The following is a 26,075-nucleotide window of genomic DNA, read 5'->3' on the forward strand; positions in this document are numbered from 1 at the left end:
TGTGAGGGGTTTTTATTGGCGAGAAAAGTGCTTCTTAGAACTTGAAGAAAGTTTCTACAGCAACACCAATTTCGTCATCAGCGTTAGCTACTTCGTTTGTGAAGAGGCCAGGCTGTATGGCGATACCATCAGCAATTTCCCAGTTGTAATAAACTTCGTATTTTGCTAGCTGGTTTGTCTCGTCGTCTACGCTTTGGTAGGCAGCACTAAGTGTGCCTGGACCGAATCCAGCATAATCAACTGCAATTGTCCAAGCTTCTTCATCAGCTGTACCTTCATTGTCTTTGGTGTCAAAACCAAAGCTGAATGTTGGGTAGTTGCCTTCTGGTGACCAATAAACACCATAACCCCATGAGTCATAGTCTGCATCGGAACCATTCTTGTCTCCTTCAGAGACAAGCAAACCACCACCCCAGGTGTCTCCGTCATAACCAAGTGAAGCTGTGATTACATCATCACCTTCTCTTGTACCAATACCATTATCAGCGTCGGAAGAGTCAGCACCTACGAAAGATAGAGATGCATTCCAGTCGTTAGCAAAATAATATGTAGCACCGACACCAGCTCCAGTTTCTGTACCACCTGTTGAATAAGGTTGGTTAGAAATGTAGAAAGCGTCTGAGTAAGTTGACAGTGTTGCTGAGATAACACCGTCTTGCTTCATTACAGGTCCAGCAGTAACTGTGAAGTCACCAACAGGGAATGTATATGAAAGCTCGTCAATGGTAAGAGCTTGGTTAGTTGTGCTCTCTGCACTATCTAAAGAAGCAAGAGGTTCAGTTCCTGAGTTACCAGCGATGATTCTTGCGTCTAGTGAATCCTTACCTGTATAACTTGTAGTTAAGTTAAGACCGTAAGCATAAACAGAGTGAAGCTTTTCACCTGCAGTAGATCCGTCAACAGCACCTAATGAGAAGACTGCGTCACCGGACATCAATGTGGTCGAAGAGAATTGACCAGCATTGTATTCGTTAAGTTTGTACTCAAGACCGTCTACACGTCCTTTAAGAATGGCCATTTCTGAACCAAACTCATTGGTAAGACGTGAAGCTTCAGAAGTTAAACCATGTCCGCTAGCCATTAGGCCACCATCAAGACATGCATTAACTAATGCAGCAGCCTCAAAACGAGTAAGAGCTTGACCAGACTTAAGGCTCTGGCTGTAAGCATTATCTACACAACCATAGCTTTCACTAAGGTTCTGAAGAGCTGTATAAGCCCAATCTCCTGGTACAACATCAGAGAATTGAGCTGTGGTTTCAACAAGCTGTTCTTCGGGGTTGGCGTAATTTGCAACATCATTGATGTTTACTTCAACTGCGTTAGCAGCCAAAGGTGCCACAAGACCCAAAGCAGCAGGAGCCACCAGCAATTGCTGGAATAGCTTCATTTGGATTCCTCACACTAAGGACACCCAATTATAGATATAAAAAAAAAGAAATCTGCTTTTGAGTATGCAGTTGCTGTAACGTCTACTGCATAAGTATGTGATAAATATTACAATTATCAATTTGTAGAGGGTAGATTGAATCTTGAATACCCAGCCTGAAGGAACATGCTTGGAAGTTGAGAATATATAAAAAGCAATTTTTTATATATTCTCCTTAGGAGCCAATCTAATGATAAGACATTTTCTCGTTTAATATACTTAAGAACTCCCGATGATATTAATTAATCATTAGTTACTTGGTGGTGCAAGTCAAAGAGGATTTTTCTTTGATTCAAGATCTTTTCTTTTCTCATGAATAATTTCTAATTCTTCATATATAGCTTTTAGCTTCAGGTTGAGATGGTTTGAAGACTCTAGATTCTCTAGGGAGGTCATGACTTTTAAAAGATTGTCTTTTGCCTCGACAATCATTCTGCACTCCCTACTTCCAGCTTCGTATGACATTTTGGTTTGAATTTATTATTTTCTAAAAGATCTATTATTTTTAGATGTATCGGTTGATACTTCTATGACATAAAATTAACACTCTAAAGTGTATGGAACATGTCTTTTGCAATGAATGAATCTTATTAGCTCAAAAAGATTTGAGCTGTATGAAATAATTTACTGCTATTTCCTTTTCAGATTAGATTTTTACCCTATAGAAACAACTACTAAGAAGGTAGTACTCATAAGGATCAGGCCAATTGCAGCCATGGCAGTTAGCAAAGAGAAGTTCATGTGTAGTGAAGATCCTAAAGAAATTATAAAGCATGGATCGCACTTGGCGTATTTACGATTAAGAATTTTTAGGGATAGGGTACTATTTTAATCTGTGAAAGTCTCCAATTTATAAACCTCCACCTATCCCAATAGGTTGTAATTGTTCTTCTTTGAGATTCAATATCTTTTTTTAATATAAACTTATTAATAGAAATGTAACCAAGAAAAATATCGTTCTCATTAGTCTTAGGTTTAGGTTCCTGGGAAATATTTGTATCTTCTCTATAAGATAAGTCATTAACACCTGAAATGCTTTTTGAATTAGCAAGACTTCCAGTATTTAGTAGATAGTTTAAGCCACTAGGTGTGACAGTTGACTCTATTAATATGTTTGTAAGATTATTGATAATTGGCTCTAATAATATTAGTTCTAATGAAGAATATTTTCGTGATGAACTGTTAGAAGTAAGATTGGCAATGACAACCTTTTTTGCTTCTTTCTTTAGGCTTTCCCGTACTGTTTTGTAATTAATATATCTACTAGCAACAACGCTATTTTTATCTTCAATTGCGTTTTTAAGTGAAATGATAGAAAAATATGGAGTGGCGTATAGATAACCACCAAAAACAATAGATATAAGAGATACTAAGTAAAATCTAATTCTCATAGGTTGAATTTCTATTTTGCCATTATTGATTAAATTTGACTAAATTAAACCTTCTTCTTCTAATGTGCTCCTCATCCTCATTGCTTGATTAACTTTGCCTGCAATAAATGGAATATGTGTAGCATACTTATTTAATTCTATACGCTCCTTTAGAGTTACATTTTCACCTTTCTCCAAATTTTTTATTATAATCTCTATCTTTCTTCTGGTTTCCGTAGTAAGCATTCTCATAAATGCATCAACAGTTTTTTTAATCATAACGATAATTAATTAGAATTCAAATTTTTTTCTATTTTCTTTTGTTTTAAATTAAATTAGGCAGGTGGGAAAACAGGTTTCGTTTACTCAGAATCATCAGTTTTTATTCTTTCTAAGGTGTACCTTATCTCTTCACCAATGATATCAGGGACTGTTATCTTGCAGGCTTTATCTAATTTCTCATTACAATTCTTGGTTGCTTTTTGTGTTTTCCAACTACATGCCACCTCACTACTTGTTGAATCTTTAATTGTCCAGCCTTCATCTAAATAGCCTTGTATTGTGTCTTTGTTACACGAAATTGAAACCTCTAAAGTCTCTTTGACTTCAATTTTGTTTTTTATAGACTCTTTACCCAAGTTATTGGTTTTAAAATCTTCTATATAGTCTTTAACTGGACATCCAGCAATAAGGGTGGCTATTGGGACTACAAATAAAAGTTTGAGATTTTTTCTATTCATATAGAATTTTAAAATTATATGTTTATATTACTACTTAAATTCCTTTTGAGCCTCTTGTAATGCTTAGTCCTTATTATTTTTAGAGATATATTTACTACTTCTTAGATTTTTTAGCAGATTTGGGGTCGACTACAGATAGTAATAACTCCATATCTGTCATTAGATTCTTTATTTCATCTGCTTCTGGTAGCTTTAGTTCATCTGTTACAGCAAGATGTATTGTCCTAAGCTCTGCCCTTAGTTTTTTAAGGTGTTTTTTTACTTCCTCTTTTTTTTCTTTAGCTGTAGCCATAGCTTTTAAAATTTTTGATAGATGTGAAAAAGTTAATTTATAATATTAACTTTATATTTTCTAACTGTATCATAATTCTGTAGTTTAAGCTAATTTAGATTTTTTCAGAGTAGCGTTAAGGGAACATACTTGTTTTTGCTTTGTATAAGATTTTATCCCTTGCCTATGAAAAAATATGGGTTCCTGTGCTCGGCAGGTTTTTAAATCTATTTAGTTCCCTTATTGAAGGTGGGCAATCAAAGACTAAGCCAACCTTCAAGCTTCCCAGTGAATACAGAAAAAGTAATTAGTTAATTTAATTGTTTAATAACTTCCCACCATTACAATAGTTTACTGCTACCGACTTAACTGAATTATTAGAGATTGAGCTCTCTTTTAATACATCCATACTTTCTCTAACGCAATCGTTCTGATTTTTTGTTAACTGTATTATTGGATAGCAATATATTAAAACTATACCTACAATCACTATAAGCTTATTTGCTGCCAAATTTTCTTTAAAGTTATTAAACCCGTTCCTTTTTACTGCAAGTATTGAAATTAACCACTTTTCTGGTAATCCTAACTGGACAAAAAATACCTCAACCCACAAAGGCAATCTTTTTTGATTTTTGTTTTTAGATAATATATGGTTCCTTTTCCCATTTTTTTCATTTCTATCTTCTGCCTTATCTTTTTTGGGGCTTGCCTTGGATTCACTCATTACTTTCTAGTTAATTAAATTAAATATATCTTGAATTTAGCGTTCATGAACACTAAAATTGTGATTTTTTAACTTTAACTCGATTTTCATGAAATCATAGGTACTAATTAATAAGCCTTGAATTTGGATAATATTTATTGTAATGTCAAAAAAAGCTTTATATCCATGGCTAAAAAAAGAAGAAAGTTGTCTAAGGATTACGAAAAGCAGATTGCAAAGTCACTAAAGGACGTAGAGCTTATTTTGGCTAAAATCAATGACATACAGGAAGATGATATTAGGGATGAATATACTACAGCCTTTTATGCAGTCAAATCCAAACTTTCTTATATTAAATCTACATATGACTCGACTGGCTTTACCGAAGATTCAGATACTCTAATGCTTTTATATGAAGACTCATTAAAGAAATTTATAAATGAGTATGAAATTTGATGTCACTTTTTACTAAATTAACAAGAGATAACATTTTTATTATAGTTGTCAACATATTTCTTTATTCTGATTTTAATTTTGCTTTATCCTCATCTCTATTCTCTAATCATAATCTTGTAGCATTTAATCCACTTTCAAATTCTATATTACTATCAAATGCTACAACTAAGAAGAAAAACTTACCTAATTTTGGGCCCTTAATCATTTATTCAAATTATATTAGATCACAAGGAAACAATACTATTTTCCCTGTTTCATCAAAAACGGGTAACCTTTTTTACATAGCAATAAACTGTCCTAAAAGACTTATAAATGTTACTTCTAGCGACCTTTCCTGGCTTGGCTGGGAAATGCCTAGGTTGGAATTTGAGAAAATCATGGTAGATTATATTTGTAATCACTCAATAAAAATAGTAGATAATTAAACTCTTCAAGTTAGATTTTTACTTCTTATAAGGTATAACTCTTATTCTAATAGGACCACCTTTCTTATTATCACTATTCTTAATCTTTTTTAGACTCTCAAACTCTCTAACGCACATTGTGTAGTTTCTTGAGCGTTTGCAAAAACGTATTATCTCTATCTTCTCTATTGCGTAAGTTGGCATACAATAGTTGAATCCTATAAGAATTAATAAGATAGAGCAATATGATTTTTCCATTTTTCTTATCATCATGAATTAATTATAATATTTTTTAATTCTAATAGCTACTAATATTATTTCTTGTTTTCATTTGCATTCTTGCGTTATAAACTAATCATTAATATTATTTGCTATAAGTTCCTCTAGCTCTGGCTTGTCAAGACTTGCAATTATGTAGACAACTTGAGCCATTGACCCCTTCCTTGCAATTAGTTTATATCCACCAAGCACCTTTCTAGTTACTCTTAATTCCAGTCTAGGGCGTGCCTTCTTCCCATTTGAAATTACCGCAGGAGTTATTGATTTTATCTTTTCATTTTTTGAAAGTTTTTTTAGGATTTTTATTAGGCCATTTATATGTGTGCTGTGATTTAGTACGACCCTTCCCATTTTTTTTGGTTTTTCTTAATTTGCCTCCCAATTTGAATATAGCTTTTTTGATGCGCTATAATTTTAAAAAATAGGTCTAAAATGCTATTTACTTTCGCTTGGGCTTCTTTAGCTGCTATCTTTACCTTTTCTATAGCTATGGTAGTTTGGGGTAGGAATGGTGATGGAACAATTGATTTCTAACTTTTTTGATTATATCTTTAATCTTAGTTTAAGCTCATATATATCATTCTTGGTTATATTTTTGCTTCTATTTATAACCTTTTCTATTATTTACCTTACTTTTATTGATTTCAAAGACAAACGAAGAAATAAAATTCCTAACAAATAATTTTAATTATTCTGTGTTAGCTTCTTGATTTTCCTTCTTTTCTTTAGATCTCCTTTTCTCGTCTTTTATATTTAGTTGTATAAGTTCCAGCGCTTTTTCAATTTTATCTATGTTGCTTTTATATATACTTACATCTTTATCAAACCTTTCTTTCTTTATACCGATATAACTACTCAAGTCTCTTATGAGAGTATCGTCTTGACTGCTTGTTTTTAGCACATCCATGGCCTCATAAAATTTGAACAATCCAATAGCAATAATTCTTGAGTAATGATTATTCACCTTAATAATACCTTTTATTAAATTAGCTTCTTCTTTGTTTTTATTCCCCTTAGAAGCGTCTTTTATTTCTTCAATACTTATTTTATTGGCTAGATCTTTCGCATTATTTGAAAAGTCTTGGATCTTTTGGAATGATAATCCTGTTGCTTTGCAAATTGCTGGAAGAATTTTTGACTTCTGTGTTTCAGGTTGATATCCTTTTGAGAATTCGTTGAAAATACTTGTTAAACCTAGTGAAAACATACCATCTGGTTCGAAATCTTCTTGGTGGCTTAAAAGATTTAATTCAACGATCAATTCGTCAATAAGTCTTCTATAGACTGCAGGAACAACAAAAGGGAACTCCTTGTGGAATATGGCTTTACTTTCAGATACAGTTTGTCTTTCACCCAATTTCTTAATTTAATTCTTAAAAGACCATAGCTCTACGACTTGGCTAGCTAATATCGTGGAAACCGATCAATTTAAAATGATACCGATTGTAATTGAAGAAACAGGTCGTGGGGAAAGAGCCTTTGATATTTACTCTCGCCTTTTAAGAGAAAGAATTATTTTCCTTGGAGAGCCAGTTACCAGTGATTCTGCTAATAGAATAGTTGCTCAACTCTTATTCTTGGAAGCTGAAGATCCCGAAAAAGATATTTTTTTATATATAAATTCCCCAGGCGGCTCTGTTTATGATGGCCTTGGTATCTTCGATACGATGCAACACGTTAAGCCGGACATCCAAACCGTCTGCGTCGGCCTCGCAGCAAGTATGGGAGCTTTCCTTCTGTGTGCCGGTGCCAAAGGAAAGAGGAGTAGTCTTAGGCACTCGAGAATCATGATTCATCAACCTTTAGGTGGAGCAAGAGGCCAAGCAAGCGATATACGTATACAAGCAGATGAAATTCTTTTCCTTAAAAATCGCCTTAATAAAGAATTAGCTGAAAGAACTAATCAGCCTCTAGAAAGAATTTCACAAGATACTGATAGAGATTTTTATATGTCTCCTGAAGAAGCACTTAAGTATGGGTTAATAGATAATGTCTTTAGCAAGAGACCTGTAAATATTGTTTAGATTTTTATAATATATCTTACTTGTCTATTTACTTTGCAATTACTCATTTTCTACTTTCTTTTTATTAGGAATATTTGAATAGTTTGATAGAACCTTTCTAAATTCATCTCCGTCCATAGTTTCTTTCTCAACAAGTATATCTACAAGTTTATCCATTGCTGTTTTGTTGTTTCTGATTATTTCTAGTGTTTCTTTATAACAGCCTTTTACTATTTTTCTAACTTGGTCATCTATTTGTTTGGCTATTGCATCAGAAATATCATTTCTGGTCATTAAATCTCTTCCAATAAAAACTTCTTGCGAGCCGCTTTCTAGTGAAACTGGACCTAAATTACTCATCCCAAACCTTGTAACCATTTGACGAGCCATTGATGCAACTTGTTGAATATCTCCCCCTGCTCCTGTAGTTACTTCTCCGTCTCCAAAAATAACATCTTCCGCTGCTCTTCCACCTAAGGCTCCCATTATTCTTGCTTTTAATTGAGCCTTGCTAACTAGCATTTGTTCATCATCGGGAGAGAACCATGTAAGACCTTTTGCTTGACCTCTAGGAATTAGAGTTACCTTTTGTACAGGGTCATGATCTTTTACAAGTGAACCAATAATTGCATGTCCCACTTCGTGATATGCAATTAATCGTTTACTTCTTCCATCAGTTAAAGGTTGACCTTCCATTCCTGCAATTATCCTGTCTACTGCATCATCTATCTCTAAAATACTGATTGAATCCTTTCTTCTCCTGGCTGTAAGTATAGCTGCCTCGTTTAACAAGTTTGCAAGATCTGCTCCTGTAAAACCTGGAGTTCTTCTTGCTATATTTTCAAGAGATAAAACCTTGTCAAGTTTTTTATTCCTTGAATGAACTTCTAGTATTGATAGTCGACCTTTTATATCAGGTGCATCTACAGATACTTGTCTGTCAAATCTTCCAGGTCTCATCAATGCTGAATCTAGAACATCCGGCCTATTTGTTGCAGCAATAATAATTATCCCACTATTTCCTTCAAAACCATCCATTTCTGTAAGCAATTGGTTAAGAGTTTGCTCTCTTTCATCATTTCCTCCGCCAATTCCCGCACCTCGCTGTCTTCCAACTGCATCTATTTCATCAATAAAAATCAAACAAGGACTATTCTCTTTTGCCCGTTTAAATAAATCTCTTACTCTGCTTGCTCCTACTCCAACAAACATTTCAACAAACTCTGAACCTGATAGAGAGAAGAAAGGTACCCCTGCTTCGCCAGCAATTGCTTTTGCTAGAAGTGTTTTACCAGTCCCAGGAGGACCTACGAGTAGAACCCCCTTTGGTATCTCAGCACCCACAGAAGTAAACCTTTCTGGTTGTTTCAAAAATGTGACCACCTCTTCTAGATCTTGCTTTGCTTCATTTACTCCTGCTACATCATCAAATTTCACTCCTGTTTCCGCCTCCATTGCAAACCTTGCTTTTGTTTTACCAAATTGCATAGCCTGCCCAGGTCCACCGGGCATTGAATTCGACCTTCTAGCTAAAAATATTAATCCTCCAATTAAAAGAATTGGAAAGAAGAGGTTACCAATTATTCCAAGGGCAGGTGGAGGTGTTTTTGTTGGATGTATATCGAAACTTATGCCTTCCTCCTTAAGCTTATTTATAAGTTCTGGGGCTAAGCCAGGAAGGTCTACTCTTATTCTTTGAACCCTATTGTCTAACTCAGGATCTATAGCTTCAACAACTGCATTTCTACCACCATCAAAAATATCTACAGAGGTAACACGACCTGAATTTATATAGTCAATGAATCTTCCATAACTCATTCTTGAGACTGCAGAGTTTCTTGAACTAAGAGAAGAATTGCTTTGACTGATTACTTGAGTCCCTCCATTCCCAAGAACTTGCCAACTTATTAGGACAATCATGCCTATAGGGAGCAACCAAAGAAGTATTAGCCTTAATCTCTGATTCATAAATAAAGATTTTTTTTTATTCTAGGGTGATTTGCCCCTTGACTGTTGGTTTTTTTTAATGGTTGCTTGTATTTAATAAAAGTTTTTAGGAGATGATGTAACCCTAGGTAATTTTTATAAACTTCTTAAGGCAACAATTGGATCAAGTTTTGCAGCTCTTTTTGCTGGTAATACTCCAAAGACTAAACCAATAGATCCAGATAATGAAACTGTGATTAGTATTATTTTTGCCCCAATCTCTGCTGGTAAAGGACTTACAAGAGCTATTGAGCCAACTGAACCTATACCTACAATTGTCCCCACAACACCACCAAGAATAGAAAGTATTAGAGATTCAATAAGGAATTGAAGCAGAATATCGGTACTTCTAGCACCTAAGGCTTTTCTTAATCCTATTTCCTCAGTTCTTTCACTTACAGATACGAGCATTATGTTCATAATTCCTATGCCACCAACTATTAAAGATATTCCACCAATAGCAGCTAGCATAAGTGTTAAGCCTCCTGTTATTGAGGAGACAATGCTTAGTGCATCTTTCTGTGACCTAACTGCAAAATCATCATCCTTACTTATCTTATGTCTTTGCCTAAGTAGATTAGTTATTTGAAACTTAGCAGGATTGATTGATTTTTCATTGATTGCTTCTATGCTTATAAAACTTAAACTTACACCAAATGTAGGGTCTTTGCCAGTGATCTTATTTACCATAGTTGAAAGAGGTATATATACGTTTTTATCCTGATTGCTTCCAAAAACTGCTCCCTTAGGTTCCATAACTCCTATTATTTCAAAAGATTGATCTTTTATTCTTAGCTTTCTTCCAATAGCTTTACTATTTTTAAACAACTCCGAATTTAAATCGGAGCCAATTATAGAAACATTTCTTGCAGAATTTATATCTTCCTTGGATATAAACCTTCCATTAGCTATCTCGAAACTTCTAACTTGTAGGAAATCTGGAGTAACTCCAAGAATTGATGAACTAAAACTTTTGGACTTAAATTGAATAACCTCGTTAGAAGATATTTGAGGTGCAACTCTTTTGACTGTTGGGACTTGCTCTCTTATTGCTTGTGCATCTTTTAGTACAAGATTTCTTGGAAAAGCTATTCCTCTACGCCTTGTGTCATTATTACCTGGAACTATAAAAAGTACATTTGCACCTAAATTGCTAAGTTGGTTCGCGGCCAGATTTTGCGCACCTTTCCCTACCCCTACTAGTGTTATTACAGATGCATTGCCAATTATAATACCTAACATTGTTAAGGAACTTCTCAGCTTATTTGCTCTTAATGTCCTTACTGACATTAACAAAATCTCTTTAATTGATATCTTCCTTGACATTATTCAATTACAATCTTGGCGATATACTTTGCGAGTTACCTCTATAAATAACACCATCTTTCATCTTTATTGTAACTATATCTCCATTCCTTACGATATCAGTTATTCCTTCAACTTCTTCAATATAAGGTACATCTAATGTGACTCCTTTGCTCTTCTCCCCTTCAAAAATTATACTAGCTGCATATTTAATTGCTTTTGGAAGATCAACCAATTTTTTATGAATAACTATTATCTCACCCTGCTTTATTTCTGAAAGATCAACAATTTCTTTTATTAATCTTATTTTGCCACTTATTGAATTATTACTTTGAGATTTACCTCTAGCAATAACATCGTTAACTATCCCAACCTTTATTAAATCAGTGGAACCACTTATGCCAGTGAGTGTGCCTGCCGTTTGGACAACAAGATCGCCAGGTTTGAGTAGACCATAATTTTGTGCTATTTCCATAGCCAAACCAAAAGTCTTAGTTGTTGTTTCTTGTGTTGGAACTACTAATGGTCTTACACCCCAAACTAATTGAAGTCTTCTGGCGACAGTTGGTTCACTTGTAATAGCAAGAACTGGAGTAGGAGGTCTGAATTTACTAACATTATGAGCTGTAGATCCACTTTTGGTTAAAGGCAATATTGCGGTTGCATTTAATTGTCTAGCAATAGAGCTCACAGCTGCACTTATAGCATTAGGAATGGTACTAGGAAGATGACTCTCTAGGGCTCTTTGGGGATAATCTTTCTCAATCCTTCTAGCAATAGTTGCCATCGTTTTCACTGCTTCAATTGGATAGTCTCCAACAGCAGTTTCATTTGAAAGCATTACTGCATCTGTACCATCGAGAATTGCATTTGCGACATCGCTAACTTCTGCTCTAGTTGGTCTTGGACTTGATGCCATTGAATCAAGCATTTGAGTTGCAGTGATAATGGGTATCCCAAGACTGTTCGATTTTTTGATTAATTCTTTTTGGAGTAAAGGAACTTCTTCGGCAGGGACTTCAACCCCTAGATCTCCCCTCGCAACCATTACCCCATCACATAAACGGAGTATTGAATCGATTTGGTCGATAGCTTCGAATTTTTCTATTTTGGCTACTACTGGAGTAGTAAAGCCATGAGATCTTATTAATTCTTTTATTTCTTTCATGTCAGCTGGGTTTCTTACAAAACTTAAGGCGACCCAATCAACTCCTTGAGAAAGACCAAATGCAAGATCTTTCTTATCTTTTTCTGTTAAAGCGTTTATAGATAATTGAACATCTGGGAAATTTACACCTTTGTTATTTGAAAGTATTCCTCCAACGACAACCTTGCAATGAAGAGTTTTTGCCTTTTTATCTATTTTTTCAACAACCATCTCTACTCTGCCATCATCTAAGAGAATCCTTTTATTTTCTGAAACTTCATCAATTAATTTTTCATAGGTAACATTTGCTACTTTTTGATTACATTCAACTTCTCTTGATGTCAAAAGGAATTCATCCCCTGCAGATAGCTTGATTGGTCCATCCTTAAACCTGCCTAACCTTATTTTGGGACCTTGTAAATCCTGGAGAATCCCTATTTTTACTTCCAAGTCCGCTTCTACTTCCCTAATAGTTTTAATGCGTTGCTGATGCTCACTATGGTCTCCGTGAGAAAAATTCAGCCTAAAGGTTGTTGCTCCTGCTCTGACAAGTTCAGAAATCTTCTCATGGCTTTCTGTTGCAGGACCAATAGTTGCAACGATCTTAGTTCTTCTTCTAAAAGGTATTTTTGTCATTAGCTGGACCTTTGATACTCAGAAAAATAAGATTTGGAGTACACGGAAATTCCTCTTTGCTTTTCTAATTACTTATCATGGACCTGAATCAGTACCAACACAAATCAAGAGAGACAGCTCTTTACCCAAATTCAGGGAAAAACCCTATTTATCCAACACTTGGCCTAGTAGGCGAAGCTGGAGAAGTCGCTGATAAAGTTAAGAAGGTATTGAGAGACAACCAAGGAAAATTTGATAGTGAAGTTAAAAATTCAATAAAATATGAACTTGGGGATGTTTTATGGTACTTGGCTCAATTATCTACAGAATTTGGATTCACCCTGGAAGATGTTGCACAAACAAATCTTGATAAGTTGTCTAGCAGAGCCAAAAGAGGAAGGATTAAGGGCAGTGGTGATATGAGGTGATATGCAAATTAAGATTAGTAATTTAATAGACTGCTATTTAAGAAAGCGAATCGGATATTATTTATTAAGCTTGTTGATAGATTAAGAACTAAGAATGCAAGTATAGGAGATATGTCTAAGCCTCCTAAAGGAGGGATTATACCTCTAAACATATTAAGATAAGGATCTGTAATTGCACTAATATTGCTCAAAATAGGATTTGTCCAATCTAAATTTGGGAACCAGGTAAGCAATACTCTGATAATTAATATGTAGGAATAAATCAAAAGTGTTTGATTTAGAACCCCAAAAATATTGGAAATAATAGTTGCTGCCATCTTTTAAGTAATTTGGATTATTTTAGGCCACTTTCTGGTCATTGGTTGATTTGATATCAGGAAGTACTGAGAATGTTCTATGGAAATTTTCTGAAAGGGTTAACCAATAGGACCTGCCTTCGCGCTGGCGCTTCCTTTCAACAAAGTCTTTTTCTACAAGTTCTTTTATATGTTCATATGCACTTGAGCCTCTTAAATCAACAAGCTCTGACTGAAGTATTCTCTTCTTCAAAGCAATTGTTCCAAGAGTCCTTAAAGTTGCGCCAGTCATATCAACTGGCAGGAGATTTTTCACTAGTTCTCCTAGACCTGAGCGAAGTTGAAGACTATATTTGCCCTTTTTTTCATTTATTTCAAGAGCTGTATCTCTTTGAGAATAGCCTGCCATTAATGCAAATAATGCCTCTTCTATCAATTTTTCTGATTGCTCTACGATCTCAGCCATTTCTGAAATACTGAGAGGTTTCCCTTTTAAATAAAGCACAGCTTCCAACTTTGCTGGTAGTGAGATGTCTTGCATGACATTGCTCTTTAATGGGGCGACATCTTTTTTGATAGGTCAAAAAGCAATTGATTATCTAAAAAATAACTTGATTAGCCGTTGTGTGCACCTAGGAAGAGTTTATAAGCTGGATTTTTTGTTTCATCCCAGCTTTTATATCCAATCTCTTTTAGAAAGGCTTTCCAATTATTCATATCATGATTGTCAACAATTACCCCTATGACAATTCTCCCAATATCAGCACCATGGTTTCTGTAATGGAAAATACTTATGCTCCACTCAGGTCTCATGGAATCGACGAATTGCATTAAAGCCCCTGGCCTTTCTGGAAACTCAAAGCGGTAAAGCAATTCACTTGAATCCCTTTTGGACAAATTATTTAATGCTTTTGGCAGCCTTCCGCCAACCATGTGTCGCAAGTGAACTTTAGATAGTTCGTCTTCACTAAGATCAAGACATTTAAAGTTAAAAGATCTTATTTGATGAATTAGTTCGTTTTTATCAGATTTACCCTTTACCTCTACCCCCATAAATATTTGAGCATTATCAGCTTCTGACATTCGATAACTAAATTCTGTCAGACTTCTTTTTCCTAAAATCTTGCAGAGGTTTTTTAGGCTACCGGCTTTTTCTGGTATCTCTACAGCAAACATTGCTTCTCTTTCTTCCCCAAGCTCTGCTCTTTCTGCTACAAACCTAAGTCTTTCAAAATTCATATTTGCGCCACAGGCTATAGCAACCAAGCTCTTTCCAGTTAATTTTTTATTTAGAACATCAGATTTAAGACCAGCTATTGATAGGGCTCCAGCTGGCTCAAGAATGGATCTAGTGTCTTCAAATACATCCTTTATTGCTGCACAAATTTCATCTGTGCTCACATTTATCATCCTGTCTACATATTTTTTAGCTAACTCAAAGGTATGTACTCCAACTTTGCTAACGGCAACTCCGTCTGCAAACAGACCTATATCCTTCAATTCTATCCTTTTACCCTCTTTTAAAGAATCTGTCATGGCAGATGCTTCATAGGGTTCTACTCCAATTATTTCTACATTAGGCCAGAGATTTTTAACATAAGCCGCAACTCCAGCAATTAGTCCTCCCCCTCCGACTGCTATGTAGATTGCATCTGGGGGAGTTTCAATTTGAGAAAGAATTTCTCTACCAATAGTTCCTTGCCCTGCTATTACCTCTGGATCATCAAAAGGATGTATAAATACCAATCCATCCTTTTGATTTATTCTTTTAGCCTCGTGATAAGCATCATCATAGGTATCTCCATGGAGGATTACTTCGGCATCAAGATTTCGAACCGCTGAAACCTTTGTTTCAGGGGTTGTTATAGGCATGACAATTACAGCTTTACATTTTAGGTAAGCAGCACTTAGTGCAACGCCCTGAGCATGATTTCCTGCGCTTGAGGCAACAACCCCTTTTTGTAATTCCTCCTCTGTTAGATGAGTCATTCTGTTATAAGCGCCTCTTAACTTAAATGAAAATACAGATTGAAGGTCTTCCCGTTTCAACCAAACCTGGTTTTTCAATCTTTTGCTTAGAATTTTTGCTTTTTCTAAAGGGGTTTCTACCGCTACATCGTAGACGTGAGCTCTTAGGATTTTTTGCAAATAGTCCTCCATTACTTGATTATGCCAATTTCAGCAGTTATTTGTTTTTTTTAAGCAATTTTCGATTAAGTAAGATTTTGGACGAAAATAGTAAAGACCTCGTAGATTGTTATAAATAAATTAAAAGGTTATGCGCCTGAGCGATGTTAGACATCCAAATCAATTGCATGGCTTGACTACTGCTCAGCTTGAAGACATCGCTTGCCAGATTAGAGAAAGGCATCTTCAAGTTGTTTCAACAAGTGGAGGGCATCTAGGCCCTGGGCTTGGAGTAGTTGAGTTGACACTTGCTTTATATCAGACACTTGATTTGGATGTGGATAAAGTTGTTTGGGATGTAGGACATCAGGCTTATCCTCACAAATTGCTCACAGGCCGTTATGAAAATTTCAATACTCTTAGACAGAAAGATGGTGTTGCGGGCTATTTAAAAAGAACAGAAAGCGTTTTTGATCATTTTGGAGCTGGTCACGCAAGCACGTCTATATCAGCGGCATTAGGCATGGCATTTGCTCGAGATAGGCTTGGAGAAAGTTATAAATGCGTTGCGGTAATAGGAGATGGAGCACTCACTGGTGGAATGGCATTAGAAGCTATTAATCATGCTGGGCATCTTCCTAATACTCCATTTCTAGTTGTTTTAAATGACAACGATATGTCGATTTCGCCCCCAGTCGGAGCGTTATCAACTTATCTGAATCGTATGAGGCATAGTGCACCAGTTCAGTTTATTTCTGACAGTGTTCAAGAAAGTGTGAAAAATTTACCTTTTATAGGGAAGGACATACCACCAGAGCTTAAATCTCTAACAGGAAGTGTAAAGAGGTTGGCTGTTCCTAAAGTAGGTGCTGTTTTTGAGGAGTTAGGTTTTACTTATATGGGCCCAATAGATGGCCATGATATTGGGCAGATGGTTAGGAGTTTTCAGGCTGCTCATAGAGTAGGAGGACCAGTTCTAGTACATGTTGCTACTACTAAGGGTAAAGGTTATCCATATGCTGAAGTAGATCAGGTTGGATACCATGCCCAATCTGCATTTGACTTAACTACTGGAAAGTCTATTCCTTCAAAATCTCCTAAACCTCCTAGTTATAGCAAGGTGTTTGGTCAAACATTGGTCAAAATATGCGAGCAGAATAATAAAGTTGTCGGAATAACAGCAGCCATGGCCACAGGTACAGGACTAGATCTCTTGCAAAAGGCCATACCTGATCAATATGTTGATGTTGGGATAGCTGAGCAACATGCTGTAACGCTTGCAGCTGGAATGGCTTGTGATGGATTGAGACCCGTAGTGGCTATATATAGTACTTTTCTTCAAAGAGCCTTTGATCAATTAATTCATGATGTAGGTATACAGAAGTTGCCAGTTACTTTTGTCCTTGATAGAGCAGGTATTGTTGGAGCTGATGGACCAACTCATCAAGGCCAATATGACCTTAGTTATTTAAGATCTGTTCCAAATTTCACCGTTATGGCTCCAAAAGATGAGAGCGAGCTCCAGAGAATGTTGATTACGTGTTTAGAGCATGATGGACCTTGTGCTTTACGAATACCAAGAGGGCCAGGTGAAGGAGTTACTTTGATGGAAGAAGGTTGGGAACCTTTGAAGATTGGTAGAGGTGAACTTCTTCTAGAAGGAGATGATCTATTGATTTTGGCTTATGGGGCAATGGTATCTCCAGCTATTAAAACAGCATCTTTACTTAAAGACTCAGGTATTAGTACTACAGTCGTTAACGCCCGCTTCTTAAGACCTCTCGATCAAGCTCTGATTCATCCGCTCGCCAGAAGAATTGGGAAAGTTGTGACCATGGAGGAAGGAACTCTTTTAGGTGGGTTTGGATCAGCAGTAGTTGAGTCATTTTCAGATCAAGATCTTATGGTACCTACATTCAGAATTGGTATACCTGATAAATTGGTTGATCATGCAAGCCCACAACAAAGCAAGGAATCACTAGGCTTAACGCCGGATAAAATGACTCAATCAATTAAAAAAAGATTTGGATGGGATAACTCAGAGAAATTATTTTTAAGTAATAAAAGCTCTCAATCTATATAAACTTAATTAATTAGTGAGTGTTTTAATTGCAGGTGCCGGACCAGCAGGGTCTACTTTGGCAAATATCCTCTCGGATTTTGGTTTAAATGTAATACTTGTAGAACGATTAGATGATCCTGCGAAAAACGCTTTCTCTAGTGCTGCTATACCTATAAGTGCAGTTAATGAGAATCTAATTCCTCATAAAGCCATATCAAGTTATTGGTCAAATTGGCATATCTATGGACCAGATGCACAGTGCTTTCAGTGGAGTTCAGTTGACAACTTGGGAGTTGTCTTGGATTTCGCAAAATATAGACAATACTTATGGGAAAAAGCTGAACAATCTGGCGTAAATCTTCTTTTAGGGTGGAAAGTTTTAAAAGTTATTTCTTTTGAAAGTCATGCTTCTGTTTTTTTAGTTTCGAAAAATGGTGTTAAGAAAACGCTTAAAGTAAATATTGTTATTGATGCAACAGGCTATAAGCGCTCTCTACTTGGAGTAAATCACGACAAAAGAGATCAGCTTCTCGCTGGGAATGGAATAGAGTGGATACTACAATGTAGTAAACAAAGTTTTAAGAAATGGGGCTCAAGTCTTAGTTTTTTCATTGGTTCGCAATGGATTAAACATGGATATGGTTGGATATTCCCGATGTCAAATAATAGAATTAAAATAGGGGTTTGTCAGTTACCACCATATAACAATATGGGATCAAATTTATCTCAATTAAGAAGCTTATTAAAAGCCAACAGTCTTAATGATATGCCAATACTTGATAAACATGGGGGAATAATTAGAAGTACTATTATGCGTTCTGAGGTTCACTTCCAGGGCCGAGTTTTGGGAGTTGGCGATGCGATTAGCACTTCAAATCTTTTAGGTGGAGAAGGCATTCGACATGCAATTACAAGTGCAAATATTTTGTCAAGAATATTAATTGACTTTTGCAAAGGGAATGAATTTAATAGTATCAATGAATTTTATAAATTATCCAAATATCAGCATGACCTAAATAGAAAGTTTGGATGGCGTTGGATTATTTCGAACAAGATAGCCAAGAAAACTTGGTGGGGACTATCTGATAAAAAAGCAGACAAGAGAATAATTAAAATCCTCCACGGACTTTATAAAAAAGCAAACGCGGAGGACATTAGTAATGTCTTATTTGAATATAAATTTGGAAGGTTTGGCCTGCGGTTGATACCCTATTTATTTGGTTTGAGATAAAAAATAGGGGTATTTCAACTTATAAGACACCCCTCGCTGCCAGCCCTAGGATTGAGCCTATCCCTAATAAATGTCCTAAGCAGTTTGCTGCAACTACAGAGGCATGACTCAATCCACCAAAGTATTTTGAGTTTGGTAGTTCAAAGCCTTCATTAGGCTTTGCGATGTTGGCCCTGGCAATTGCATATGCCAGAACATTACAGAGGATCATTACTACAGCACACTTAGGAGACCAATGAAAAGTCACGGGATCTGCTGTAGCTAATAAGGTTGTGATCATTACACATTTAAATCACCATACATATTCTCGTCGATAAAGCGCATTTGACCACAAACTAGTCCTAGCTCTTAAGAGTTTTCAACTCTTTTCATTAAGTAGCTTAAAAAATCCAAGCACTACTAAGCCATCGCTTATGGCTAAGAAAAGTTCTGCGCCCCCATGCAATGGGTCTACATTTGATAAATCTTGGTTGTAAAGTGTTTTAGCAAAAACAGAGCATATTATAGAAACCAAAACGAATAACAGAGTTAGTTTAAATCCCAGCAATGAAGTTTTTGGGATTAAAGAGCCTTGTTGTGCCCAGTACAGAAATGCCAAGTAAGGTATTAAGGAAATAACGAAGAAAGGACCTGGATCTATTGATTCAAATGATGTGAAAATAGATAAGGAATCAAGAAAGTTCATGCCTTCTTCTTCTCGGTACGCAAAAGATGTAATGCTGCAATAGCAAGGCATATATTCCCCAGTGTGGTAAGTATTGCCTGTATTACAACTAAGCCAATAAGTTTTTCAGAATTGTCATATATATGCCATGTAATTGCGGCCATGGCACTGGCTAAATTTGGGAGCATTGCTATAGCAAGCCAATTGTATGCTTTGATTTTTGTTTTTTCAGCAACTTTTGAAATCAGAAAAATTGCTAATGTCCATTCTATAAGTGTTGCCATATGTATTACCCAAGTTCCTAGTGATAATGAATGCATAGCTTATTTCTCTAACTCTATTAATTTTTTATATACTTCTTGAGGATGCTTAGATGGAATAACTCCCAGCCATTTATATTTTATATTTCCATCTGGATCTATAAGAAATGTATTCCTCTTGCTATAGGGAGGGTTCCAAGAACCATATTTCTCACTAACTTTTCCATCCTCATCTGTTAAAAGAACTATTGATAGACTTTCTTTTGAGCAGAATGACTCATGTTCATTTACCTGATCATTGCTTATGCCTATTACTGTTGTATTCCTATTGATAAAATTTTTATTTAACTTGTCAAAACCTTTTGCTTCAATTGTACATCCATTCGTAAAGTCTTTTGGATAAAAATATAGAACAACCCATGTATTAGATAAATCCGAAAGTTTCCATAAATTCTTTTCTGGAAATTGGGATGAATACCCTTCCAGTATAAATTCAGGGGCTTTATTACCTATATCTGGAGTTATATTCTCAACGGCATATATTGAATTAGAAAATATTAGAAAAACAATTAAACTAGCTATTAATCTAAAAAAAAACCTATTTAAAAAATTCATTTAAGTATAATATAACTATAGCCTTAAATTTTATTTAGATTAATACCCTTTGACTTGGCATATGCATCTAGGCCTTTTTTTTGAATTGATTTGAGTGTTCTAGTAGTTATGCGCACAGTTATCCATTTTTTTCCTTCCTCCCACCAAAGCCTTCTATTTTGAAGGTTGGCTTGCTGTAATTTCTTTGTTCTGATATGGGAATGACTTACAGCCATTCCATTATTAGCCCTGGTACCAGACAGATCACATACTCTTGACATTTAGTTCTTCCGAGTAGGGTATTTGTATAGAAAATATGATAACAAATAATCAGTAGTTCAAGTTGCTTTGGAAATCAGCTTGCCCATTATATTTGCGTTTCTAGCTTGAAACTCAGAAATTTCTTTAGGGCTAAGCCCACCTATGCTTAAACGTGCCATGTCATAGATGTGTTGAGCTATTTCCTCTGTAAGCTCTTCATTTTGTGACTTACCACTCTTTTCTACGATAATCCCAGTTGAATTTAGTTTTAGAAGGCCTTCTACTAAGGGGTGGTTTTTATTTACTAGTAGTACATGATATTCAGGAAGCCCTGGCAGTTTTTGCTCCATAAGAGCGCCTATATCATTGAGCCTTCTCATTTGCTCTGGCAATAGAATCATTCCAGGGATAGGGTTTTTACCTTTTAAAGACTGGACTTGAATAGTCACCTTCTCATTTTTTAAAGCGTTTTTAATTAACTCCTTAATATTTTCGGACTGACTCTCTCCGTCTTGGGTTTTTATTTCGGGATTCTTCTCAGTAATACTTTCATCAAGTTCTGAGTCGACTCTTTGAAACTTAATTTCTTCGTTTTTACTTTCAAGCCATGGTATGAATTGAGAGTCTACTACCATTTCTGTTAGAAGCACTTCATTACCTTGATCTTTCCATAGAGCCAGTGCATTGGCTTGACCAATTTCATCTGTGCAATAAAGGATTCGTTTGCTTGAACTATCTTTGAGGCGATTGATGTAACTATTTAAAGTGGTAAAATTATCTTTTTCATTGTTTATGACTTCTTCATCTTTTTCTCCATGATATGTAGTTTTAAAAATTATAAGGTCTTTTACTTGTTCTGAAAACTTTTCATCTTCCATAGCTCCTATTTTTATAAAGGGTGCTATAGAATCCCAAATATTTGAATAAAATTTGGGAGATGTTTCTTTTATATCTTTCAATTTAGAGGCAATTTTCTTTGCAACAAAATTTCCAATAGACCTTACTTTCCTGTCTGTTTGAAGAGCACTCCTGCTTACATTCAGGGGTATATCCGTTGAATCAATAACCCCTCTTAGTGGCAATAAATACCTAGGTACAACTTCTTTTATTGAATCACTTACATATACTTGGTTACTATAAAGCTTTATCTCACCTTGTTCCCAGTCTGCTCTGCCGGAAATTCTTGGAAAGAAAAGTATCCCTTGAAGATCATAAGGATAATCTGTGTTTAAATGAATCCATAAAAGAGGATCACCTTGAAATGGATATAAGTATTTGTACAGTTCTATATAGTCTTCATCTTTAAGTTCACTAGGACTTTTTTTCCACGGAGGATCCATTTTGTTTATAACTTCTCCTTCTAGGCATACTTCTACTGTCATAAAATCACAATATTTTTGAATAAGTGTTTTGATTCTTGAAGGTTCTATATATTCCAATTCGTCTTCCAACAAATAAAGGATTACATCTGTACCTGGTTTTTCCCTTTCTGCTTTTTCAAGAACAAAGGCTGGTGAACCATCACAAGCCCACTTAATAGCTTCATGGTCGGTATTTGCTGATTTAGTTATTATCTCTACGTTTTTCGCAACCATAAAACTAGAGTAAAAGCCAAGTCCAAAGTGTCCAATAATACCTTCATCATTTTGCTTATATTTTTCCAGGAATTCCTCAGCACTTGAAAAGGCAACTTGATTAATATACTTCTTAACTTCATCTGAGCTCATTCCAATACCATTGTCTGAGAATGTTAATGTCTTCTTTTCTCTATCAATAGTAATATTTATTTTACCTTGATCACCTTCTTCGCAGTCACCAGCTATAGAAGCCATACGTCTTTTGTTTATAGCATCAACGCTATTACTAACTAGCTCTCTTAAGAATATCTCATGATCTGAATATACAGCCTTTTTGATAATGGGGAATATATTTTCTGTATGAATTTGAATGCGACCTTCTTCAATTAAGGACATAAAAAAACCTCTTATTTTCTGAATTTTAGTCGTTTTATTGACTTGTTGAATTTCACGATAGGAGTATTCACCGTACCTAATTACCTTGGTTGCCTTGCAAATCTGGCCGTTCTTCTGATATTACTGCATCTTTGACTGGGCAAACTTCAAGGCATACCCCACAATCTATACAAGTACTAAATTCAATGAAATAGTAATTTTTAGATTTAATGTTTTTACCAATTCCTTGTTTTATACAGGCTACTGGACATGCATTAACACATGTACCTTCCCCTTCGCAAATATCCTTAACTATAGTATGTGGCATGTTTTGCTTAATTATCAATCCAGTAAAGTTTGTTGCAATCTCTTAGTTTTAGCAACTCTTTGGCTGTATTTTCGTTTTTACATGATTTAAGTTCAATAATGGCAATTTTACCCTCTAGATGAAACAAATGTTGAGACCGAAGCGCATCTTTTATATTCTTGGAGGGAGAATACGCTATAAGTATCTTTTCAGTCTTATTTTTAATTTGTTCACTCAATATATCTAACTCTTTTATTTTTTCAATTGAATAGCTGAAGCCAGCACCACTGTGTTCTTTATTGTTAGCATCAAATATCCTCACTAGTTCATCATACCTACCGCCTGATGCTATAACTTTTGGACAATTATTACCTTGGCATACTAATTGAAAAGTAATTCCATTATAAAGTTTATAATGTGGCATAAATGTAGGGTCTAATTGTATCTCTATGTTGCACGAATTACTCATTTGACTAATTATTTCAAAAAGGTAGCTTAACTCCTTAAAGGATTTTTCTTCTCCATAAATATCTGTCAAATGCTTTATTACAAATTCAGGCTTTCCTCTTAGTTTTAATAGATCTTTAAGATGCTTTATATCTTTTTTATCTATGTCCAAGCTCTCAAGCTCTAATAAATTGAAACCTGTAAGTATATTTCTAATTTTATACTTAATATTTTCATTATAACGTTTAGTTATTATTTCTATTAAGGAAGTATGGCTTATCAGTAGTACAGGATTTACTGAATCTTTTAATTCTAGAACTTTTAGTGAATCCATCAATAGAGATAATAATTCGACCTCTATTTCCATACTTTGGTCGCCAAAAATTTCGACACCACTATGTAAGTTTTCATCTATCGAGACTTTCCCGTCACTCTCTTGCCTGCTTTTAAAGATTGTTCCAGAGGTCCAAAGTCTTAATGGTCTTGGCCTTTTAGCATATCTAGTTGCAGCTACTCTAGCAATGCTCGCTGTCATTTCAGGCCTTAAGCCCAATGGCTCATCACCGACAATTTTTAGTACTTCTTTGCTTTTGATAGCTCCACCAGCAGTTAATGTTTTTAGAGTCTCAACCTTTGTTGGCGAAATTTCTTGATAACCCCATCTCTTATATACATCTGCAAGCTTTGATAACAGAAAATTGTTCTCCTCGACTTGTTGAGGATTTAGGTCCTTGCTACCAGAGACATTTTGTATTGGCATAAACTTCTTAGAAATGAATGATTAGTTTATTTTGGGTTGTTTTGAGTATATGACTTCTCATCAAATGGCCTTATCTTCAAAAGTTCTTGAATTAACTCTTTCTCGATTAATCGATTACTAGCTAGTACTCTTCCATTGTTAAGGTCAAACTGATTTGATTTGTAGTCACTAATTTTGCCATCAGCTAATTCAACAATTGGAACGCCAGCAGCTATATCCCATTTTGATAAACCCCTTTCCCAGTAACCATCTAATCTTCCACTAGCCACAAACGCCATGTCTACTGCTGCTGCGCCGCCTCTTCTAACACCTCTTGTTTTATGAGTCATCCAGCAAAATTCCGCATAGTTGTTATCTACAACTGATTGTCTGTCATAAGCGAATCCAGTCACTAAAAGTGAATCAATTAATGAAGTTGTTTCTGAAACCCTAAGTTGTTTGTTGTTGCAAAAAGAACCTAAAGTGGGGCAAGCTGAGTAAAGCTCTTTTAAAAATGGAACATTAATTGCTCCAAGTATAGGTAGATCATTGAAAACTAGACCTATTGATGTAGCAAAAAATGGATAACCATGAGCAAAGTTAGTAGTTCCATCAAGTGGGTCTATACACCACATTAAATCTTTTTTTTTACCACTTAATCCACTCTCTTCAGCCAGAATACCTATTTCAGAAGTTGCATCACTTAGTAGTTTTATTACTTCTTCTTCTGCTTCTATATCTGCATTAGTAACAAGGTCTCCAATTCTCCCTTTGGTTTTTATGGTATTTATATCACCGTAATACCTCATTAATATTTCTCCTCCTTTTATAGCTGCTTTTTTAGCTATCTCAGTTAAAAAGAGTAAGTCAGACTCTTTGAGACCTGACTTTTCAAAAGCTTTTATGCAAATAAGTTTTTCCATTTGCTATATGAAATTTAGGTATGTTTTCATTATCCGATTATTTGGTTATTTATATTTAACTTTATTCTAACTCCCTGCTAGATTCATAAAACTCATAAGAGATTTCTTGGAGAGATGGCCGAGTGGTCGAAGGCGCAGCACTGGAAATGCTGTATAGGGGCAACTCTATCGAGGGTTCGAATCCCTCTCTCTCCGTTATTTTTTTCATTTCTAAAGGGATAACTATTTATTTTTAACCTTCATGTTAGTGAAGGTCTCTACCCAAATCTTCCAGAAACATAATCTTGAGTAAGTTTCTGTGAAGGACATTTGAATATAGTTTCAGTTTCATTGAACTCTACAAGATAGCCAACTTTTCCACCTAAAGAGTTTTCTATTTCTTCAGCATTATAAAAAGCAGTCATGTCACTTACTCTTAATGCTTGTTGCATATTGTGGGTGACAATTACTATCGTATAACTTTTTTTAAGTTCATGAATTGTTTCCTCAATTTTCAAAGTTGATATAGGGTCAAGTGCAGAACATGGTTCGTCCATAAGTATTACTTCTGGTTCAATTGCAATTGTTCTAGCTATACATAATCTTTGTTGTTGGCCACCAGACAATGAGCACCCACTTTCACTTAGTTTATCTTTACACTCATCCCAAACAGCAGCTTTACGAAGAGAGCTCTCAACCAGTTCATCCATATTCCCTGTGTATCCATTGATCCTTGCACCAAATGCAATATTTTCATAGATACTTTTTGGAAATGGGTTTGGTTGCTGGAAAACCATACCAATCTTTCTTCTAACTTCAACAGGGTCAATATTTTTATCATAAATATCTATACCTTCAAAAAGAACTCGACCTTTTAAGGAACATCCTTGTATTAAATCATTCATTCTATTCATGGCTCTAAGAACAGTAGACTTTCCACAGCCTGAAGGGCCAATTAGAGCAGTTACCTTTGCTTTAGGAATGTCAAAGAAAACGTTCCTTACAGCATCAAATTCTCCATAACTTATAGTTACATTTTGAAATGAGATTGAGATCCCCTTATTCTTTTTTTTATTTACTTGGGATTTCATCTAGTT

At 35.3% G+C, this 26,075-nt stretch carries 32 protein-coding genes and 1 tRNA gene; 8 read left to right on the forward strand and 25 right to left on the reverse strand.

What is annotated here, in order from left to right; genetic code table 11:
* Window positions 1–34: 34 nt before the first annotated feature.
* The 7 genes from O5635_RS01405 to O5635_RS01435 form a co-directional block, all read right to left on the reverse strand.
* Window positions 35–1,390 (reverse strand): iron uptake porin, encoded by a 1,356-nt coding sequence (locus O5635_RS01405; RefSeq protein WP_269607721.1) that lies wholly within the window; start codon window positions 1,388–1,390, stop codon window positions 35–37.
* A gap of 309 nt (window positions 1,391–1,699) precedes the next feature.
* Window positions 1,700–1,894, reverse strand: coding sequence for a hypothetical protein (locus O5635_RS01410; RefSeq protein WP_036903114.1), 195 nt, complete (start codon window positions 1,892–1,894; stop codon window positions 1,700–1,702).
* 344 nt (window positions 1,895–2,238) lie between these two features.
* A complete protein-coding gene (locus O5635_RS01415; RefSeq protein ID WP_269607723.1) occupies window positions 2,239–2,820 on the reverse strand; it encodes a DUF2939 domain-containing protein in 582 nt (193 codons plus the stop codon).
* A 39-nt stretch (window positions 2,821–2,859) separates the two neighbouring features.
* Complete coding sequence (locus tag O5635_RS01420) at window positions 2,860–3,078, reverse strand: hypothetical protein (protein ID WP_241462977.1); 219 nt, start codon at window positions 3,076–3,078, stop codon at window positions 2,860–2,862.
* 83 nt (window positions 3,079–3,161) lie between these two features.
* Window positions 3,162–3,539: a hypothetical protein gene (locus O5635_RS01425; RefSeq protein WP_036903107.1), complete on the reverse strand. Its 378-nt coding sequence runs from the start codon at window positions 3,537–3,539 to the stop codon at window positions 3,162–3,164.
* A gap of 94 nt (window positions 3,540–3,633) precedes the next feature.
* The gene (locus O5635_RS01430; protein WP_036903104.1) at window positions 3,634–3,831 is read right to left on the reverse strand and encodes a hypothetical protein; all 198 of its coding nucleotides are present in this window, start codon (window positions 3,829–3,831) and stop codon (window positions 3,634–3,636) included.
* 295 nt (window positions 3,832–4,126) lie between these two features.
* On the reverse strand, window positions 4,127–4,534 hold the full coding sequence (locus O5635_RS01435; RefSeq protein WP_269607726.1) for a hypothetical protein: 408 nt from the start codon (window positions 4,532–4,534) through the stop codon (window positions 4,127–4,129).
* A gap of 165 nt (window positions 4,535–4,699) precedes the next feature.
* Here O5635_RS01435 and O5635_RS01440 point away from each other — a divergent pair, with 165 nt between their 5' ends.
* Window positions 4,700–4,969: a hypothetical protein gene (locus tag O5635_RS01440; RefSeq protein ID WP_269607728.1), complete on the forward strand. Its 270-nt coding sequence runs from the start codon at window positions 4,700–4,702 to the stop codon at window positions 4,967–4,969.
* The gene (locus O5635_RS01445) at window positions 4,969–5,394 is read left to right on the forward strand and encodes a hypothetical protein (protein ID WP_036903098.1); all 426 of its coding nucleotides are present in this window, start codon (window positions 4,969–4,971) and stop codon (window positions 5,392–5,394) included. Before O5635_RS01440 ends, O5635_RS01445 begins: the two co-directional genes overlap by 1 nt.
* Before the next feature lie 330 nt (window positions 5,395–5,724).
* On the opposite strand, the gene O5635_RS01450 is transcribed toward O5635_RS01445, so the two are convergent.
* Window positions 5,725–6,003: a DUF2103 domain-containing protein gene (locus tag O5635_RS01450; protein WP_036903095.1), complete on the reverse strand. Its 279-nt coding sequence runs from the start codon at window positions 6,001–6,003 to the stop codon at window positions 5,725–5,727.
* Between the two features lie 81 nt (window positions 6,004–6,084).
* On the opposite strand from O5635_RS01450, the gene petN reads away from it, so the two are divergent.
* Window positions 6,085–6,186, forward strand: a complete 102-nt coding sequence (petN, locus tag O5635_RS01455; RefSeq protein ID WP_012195394.1) for a cytochrome b6-f complex subunit PetN — start codon at window positions 6,085–6,087, stop codon at window positions 6,184–6,186.
* A 154-nt stretch (window positions 6,187–6,340) separates the two neighbouring features.
* Here petN and psb29 read toward each other — a convergent pair whose 3' ends face one another.
* A complete protein-coding gene (psb29, locus tag O5635_RS01460) occupies window positions 6,341–7,009 on the reverse strand; it encodes a photosystem II biogenesis protein Psp29 (RefSeq protein ID WP_052043041.1) in 669 nt (222 codons plus the stop codon).
* Window positions 7,010–7,085: 76 nt separating this feature from the next.
* Here psb29 and clpP point away from each other — a divergent pair, with 76 nt between their 5' ends.
* Window positions 7,086–7,676: an ATP-dependent Clp endopeptidase proteolytic subunit ClpP gene (gene clpP, locus O5635_RS01465; protein ID WP_269608121.1), complete on the forward strand. Its 591-nt coding sequence runs from the start codon at window positions 7,086–7,088 to the stop codon at window positions 7,674–7,676.
* Window positions 7,677–7,715: 39 nt separating this feature from the next.
* Here the strand turns inward: clpP and ftsH are convergent, their stop codons facing one another.
* The 3 genes from ftsH to pyk all read right to left on the reverse strand — a co-directional run bounded on the left by ftsH (window position 7,716) and on the right by pyk (window position 12,729).
* Complete coding sequence (gene ftsH / locus O5635_RS01470; protein ID WP_036903091.1) at window positions 7,716–9,623, reverse strand: ATP-dependent zinc metalloprotease FtsH; 1,908 nt, start codon at window positions 9,621–9,623, stop codon at window positions 7,716–7,718.
* A gap of 114 nt (window positions 9,624–9,737) precedes the next feature.
* Window positions 9,738–10,967, reverse strand: a complete 1,230-nt coding sequence (locus O5635_RS01475; protein WP_036903089.1) for an ABC transporter permease — start codon at window positions 10,965–10,967, stop codon at window positions 9,738–9,740.
* A gap of 7 nt (window positions 10,968–10,974) precedes the next feature.
* Window positions 10,975–12,729 (reverse strand): pyruvate kinase, encoded by a 1,755-nt coding sequence (gene pyk, locus O5635_RS01480; protein WP_036903087.1) that lies wholly within the window; start codon window positions 12,727–12,729, stop codon window positions 10,975–10,977.
* A 77-nt stretch (window positions 12,730–12,806) separates the two neighbouring features.
* Between pyk and O5635_RS01485 the strand changes: the two genes are divergently transcribed.
* On the forward strand, window positions 12,807–13,136 hold the full coding sequence (locus O5635_RS01485; RefSeq protein WP_036903085.1) for a nucleoside triphosphate pyrophosphohydrolase family protein: 330 nt from the start codon (window positions 12,807–12,809) through the stop codon (window positions 13,134–13,136).
* 14 nt (window positions 13,137–13,150) lie between these two features.
* On the opposite strand, the gene O5635_RS01490 is transcribed toward O5635_RS01485, so the two are convergent.
* The 3 genes from O5635_RS01490 to ilvA all read right to left on the reverse strand — a co-directional run bounded on the left by O5635_RS01490 (window position 13,151) and on the right by ilvA (window position 15,592).
* Window positions 13,151–13,453 carry a YggT family protein gene (locus tag O5635_RS01490; RefSeq protein WP_269607732.1) on the reverse strand — a complete coding sequence of 101 codons (303 nt, stop codon included), beginning with the start codon at window positions 13,451–13,453 and terminating at the stop codon, window positions 13,151–13,153.
* Window positions 13,454–13,475: 22 nt separating this feature from the next.
* A complete protein-coding gene (gene scpB, locus O5635_RS01495) occupies window positions 13,476–13,973 on the reverse strand; it encodes an SMC-Scp complex subunit ScpB (protein WP_036903084.1) in 498 nt (165 codons plus the stop codon).
* A gap of 74 nt (window positions 13,974–14,047) precedes the next feature.
* Window positions 14,048–15,592 (reverse strand): threonine ammonia-lyase, biosynthetic, encoded by a 1,545-nt coding sequence (gene ilvA / locus O5635_RS01500; RefSeq protein WP_036903081.1) that lies wholly within the window; start codon window positions 15,590–15,592, stop codon window positions 14,048–14,050.
* A gap of 118 nt (window positions 15,593–15,710) precedes the next feature.
* Here ilvA and dxs point away from each other — a divergent pair, with 118 nt between their 5' ends.
* Both dxs and O5635_RS01510 read left to right on the forward strand, forming a co-directional pair.
* Window positions 15,711–17,642, forward strand: coding sequence for a 1-deoxy-D-xylulose-5-phosphate synthase (gene dxs, locus O5635_RS01505; RefSeq protein ID WP_036903079.1), 1,932 nt, complete (start codon window positions 15,711–15,713; stop codon window positions 17,640–17,642).
* Window positions 17,643–17,655: 13 nt separating this feature from the next.
* Entirely contained in the window at window positions 17,656–18,852 is a 1,197-nt protein-coding gene (locus O5635_RS01510) for an NAD(P)/FAD-dependent oxidoreductase (RefSeq protein ID WP_036903076.1), read from the forward strand.
* A 19-nt stretch (window positions 18,853–18,871) separates the two neighbouring features.
* On the opposite strand, the gene psaK is transcribed toward O5635_RS01510, so the two are convergent.
* The 9 genes from psaK to O5635_RS01555 all read right to left on the reverse strand — a co-directional run bounded on the left by psaK (window position 18,872) and on the right by O5635_RS01555 (window position 24,999).
* Complete coding sequence (psaK, locus tag O5635_RS01515; RefSeq protein ID WP_036903074.1) at window positions 18,872–19,132, reverse strand: photosystem I reaction center subunit PsaK; 261 nt, start codon at window positions 19,130–19,132, stop codon at window positions 18,872–18,874.
* 78 nt (window positions 19,133–19,210) lie between these two features.
* Complete coding sequence (locus O5635_RS01520) at window positions 19,211–19,537, reverse strand: DUF3593 domain-containing protein (protein WP_036903073.1); 327 nt, start codon at window positions 19,535–19,537, stop codon at window positions 19,211–19,213.
* Window positions 19,534–19,836, reverse strand: coding sequence for a DUF2499 domain-containing protein (locus O5635_RS01525; RefSeq protein WP_036903070.1), 303 nt, complete (start codon window positions 19,834–19,836; stop codon window positions 19,534–19,536). The genes O5635_RS01520 and O5635_RS01525 overlap by 4 nt, the downstream gene beginning before the upstream one ends.
* Before the next feature lie 3 nt (window positions 19,837–19,839).
* Entirely contained in the window at window positions 19,840–20,391 is a 552-nt protein-coding gene (locus tag O5635_RS01530) for a peroxiredoxin (protein ID WP_036903067.1), read from the reverse strand.
* Between the two features lie 23 nt (window positions 20,392–20,414).
* Window positions 20,415–20,651 (reverse strand): 50S ribosomal protein L28, encoded by a 237-nt coding sequence (gene rpmB / locus O5635_RS01535; RefSeq protein WP_036903064.1) that lies wholly within the window; start codon window positions 20,649–20,651, stop codon window positions 20,415–20,417.
* A gap of 57 nt (window positions 20,652–20,708) precedes the next feature.
* The gene (gene htpG, locus O5635_RS01540) at window positions 20,709–22,604 is read right to left on the reverse strand and encodes a molecular chaperone HtpG (protein WP_036903061.1); all 1,896 of its coding nucleotides are present in this window, start codon (window positions 22,602–22,604) and stop codon (window positions 20,709–20,711) included.
* A 76-nt stretch (window positions 22,605–22,680) separates the two neighbouring features.
* Window positions 22,681–22,911, reverse strand: coding sequence for an indolepyruvate ferredoxin oxidoreductase subunit alpha (locus O5635_RS01545; RefSeq protein WP_036903714.1), 231 nt, complete (start codon window positions 22,909–22,911; stop codon window positions 22,681–22,683).
* A 7-nt stretch (window positions 22,912–22,918) separates the two neighbouring features.
* Window positions 22,919–24,097: an ATP phosphoribosyltransferase regulatory subunit gene (locus O5635_RS01550; protein WP_036903058.1), complete on the reverse strand. Its 1,179-nt coding sequence runs from the start codon at window positions 24,095–24,097 to the stop codon at window positions 22,919–22,921.
* Between the two features lie 26 nt (window positions 24,098–24,123).
* On the reverse strand, window positions 24,124–24,999 hold the full coding sequence (locus O5635_RS01555; protein ID WP_036903055.1) for an inositol monophosphatase family protein: 876 nt from the start codon (window positions 24,997–24,999) through the stop codon (window positions 24,124–24,126).
* A 108-nt stretch (window positions 25,000–25,107) separates the two neighbouring features.
* Here O5635_RS01555 and O5635_RS01560 point away from each other — a divergent pair.
* Window positions 25,108–25,194, forward strand: a tRNA-Ser gene (locus tag O5635_RS01560).
* 62 nt (window positions 25,195–25,256) lie between these two features.
* Here the strand turns inward: O5635_RS01560 and pstB are convergent.
* On the reverse strand, window positions 25,257–26,069 hold the full coding sequence (gene pstB / locus O5635_RS01565; protein WP_036903052.1) for a phosphate ABC transporter ATP-binding protein PstB: 813 nt from the start codon (window positions 26,067–26,069) through the stop codon (window positions 25,257–25,259).
* Between the last annotated feature and the right edge of the window lie 6 nt (window positions 26,070–26,075).

This window comes from Prochlorococcus marinus str. MIT 0919, from assembly GCF_027359375.1.
GTDB lineage: Bacteria > Cyanobacteriota > Cyanobacteriia > PCC-6307 > Cyanobiaceae > Prochlorococcus_D.

Bases quoted from the DNA above. Each gene is read 5' to 3' on its own strand.
- O5635_RS01405 (WP_269607721.1), bottom strand. From the start codon at position 1,390: ATGAAGCTATTCCAGCAATTGCTGGTGGCTCCTGCTGCTTTGGGTCTT.
- O5635_RS01410 (WP_036903114.1), bottom strand. From the start codon at position 1,894: ATGTCATACGAAGCTGGAAGTAGGGAGTGCAGAATGATTGTCGAGGCA.
- O5635_RS01415 (WP_269607723.1), bottom strand. From the start codon at position 2,820: ATGAGAATTAGATTTTACTTAGTATCTCTTATATCTATTGTTTTTGGT.
- O5635_RS01420 (WP_241462977.1), bottom strand. From the start codon at position 3,078: ATGATTAAAAAAACTGTTGATGCATTTATGAGAATGCTTACTACGGAA.
- O5635_RS01425 (WP_036903107.1), bottom strand. From the start codon at position 3,539: ATGAATAGAAAAAATCTCAAACTTTTATTTGTAGTCCCAATAGCCACC.
- O5635_RS01430 (WP_036903104.1), bottom strand. From the start codon at position 3,831: ATGGCTACAGCTAAAGAAAAAAAAGAGGAAGTAAAAAAACACCTTAAA.
- O5635_RS01435 (WP_269607726.1), bottom strand. From the start codon at position 4,534: ATGAGTGAATCCAAGGCAAGCCCCAAAAAAGATAAGGCAGAAGATAGA.
- O5635_RS01440 (WP_269607728.1), top strand. From the start codon at position 4,700: ATGGCTAAAAAAAGAAGAAAGTTGTCTAAGGATTACGAAAAGCAGATT.
- O5635_RS01445 (WP_036903098.1), top strand. From the start codon at position 4,969: ATGTCACTTTTTACTAAATTAACAAGAGATAACATTTTTATTATAGTT.
- O5635_RS01450 (WP_036903095.1), bottom strand. From the start codon at position 6,003: ATGGGAAGGGTCGTACTAAATCACAGCACACATATAAATGGCCTAATA.
- petN (WP_012195394.1), top strand. From the start codon at position 6,085: ATGCTATTTACTTTCGCTTGGGCTTCTTTAGCTGCTATCTTTACCTTT.
- clpP (WP_269608121.1), top strand. From the start codon at position 7,086: ATGATACCGATTGTAATTGAAGAAACAGGTCGTGGGGAAAGAGCCTTT.
- ftsH (WP_036903091.1), bottom strand. From the start codon at position 9,623: ATGAATCAGAGATTAAGGCTAATACTTCTTTGGTTGCTCCCTATAGGC.
- O5635_RS01475 (WP_036903089.1), bottom strand. From the start codon at position 10,967: ATGTCAAGGAAGATATCAATTAAAGAGATTTTGTTAATGTCAGTAAGG.
- pyk (WP_036903087.1), bottom strand. From the start codon at position 12,729: ATGACAAAAATACCTTTTAGAAGAAGAACTAAGATCGTTGCAACTATT.
- O5635_RS01485 (WP_036903085.1), top strand. From the start codon at position 12,807: ATGGACCTGAATCAGTACCAACACAAATCAAGAGAGACAGCTCTTTAC.
- O5635_RS01490 (WP_269607732.1), bottom strand. From the start codon at position 13,453: ATGGCAGCAACTATTATTTCCAATATTTTTGGGGTTCTAAATCAAACA.
- scpB (WP_036903084.1), bottom strand. From the start codon at position 13,973: ATGCAAGACATCTCACTACCAGCAAAGTTGGAAGCTGTGCTTTATTTA.
- ilvA (WP_036903081.1), bottom strand. From the start codon at position 15,592: ATGGAGGACTATTTGCAAAAAATCCTAAGAGCTCACGTCTACGATGTA.
- dxs (WP_036903079.1), top strand. From the start codon at position 15,711: ATGCGCCTGAGCGATGTTAGACATCCAAATCAATTGCATGGCTTGACT.
- psaK (WP_036903074.1), bottom strand. From the start codon at position 19,132: ATGATCACAACCTTATTAGCTACAGCAGATCCCGTGACTTTTCATTGG.
- O5635_RS01520 (WP_036903073.1), bottom strand. From the start codon at position 19,537: ATGAACTTTCTTGATTCCTTATCTATTTTCACATCATTTGAATCAATA.
- O5635_RS01525 (WP_036903070.1), bottom strand. From the start codon at position 19,836: ATGCATTCATTATCACTAGGAACTTGGGTAATACATATGGCAACACTT.
- O5635_RS01530 (WP_036903067.1), bottom strand. From the start codon at position 20,391: ATGAATTTTTTAAATAGGTTTTTTTTTAGATTAATAGCTAGTTTAATT.
- rpmB (WP_036903064.1), bottom strand. From the start codon at position 20,651: ATGTCAAGAGTATGTGATCTGTCTGGTACCAGGGCTAATAATGGAATG.
- htpG (WP_036903061.1), bottom strand. From the start codon at position 22,604: ATGTCCTTAATTGAAGAAGGTCGCATTCAAATTCATACAGAAAATATA.
- O5635_RS01545 (WP_036903714.1), bottom strand. From the start codon at position 22,911: ATGCCACATACTATAGTTAAGGATATTTGCGAAGGGGAAGGTACATGT.
- O5635_RS01550 (WP_036903058.1), bottom strand. From the start codon at position 24,097: ATGCCAATACAAAATGTCTCTGGTAGCAAGGACCTAAATCCTCAACAA.
- O5635_RS01555 (WP_036903055.1), bottom strand. From the start codon at position 24,999: ATGGAAAAACTTATTTGCATAAAAGCTTTTGAAAAGTCAGGTCTCAAA.
- pstB (WP_036903052.1), bottom strand. From the start codon at position 26,069: ATGAAATCCCAAGTAAATAAAAAAAAGAATAAGGGGATCTCAATCTCA.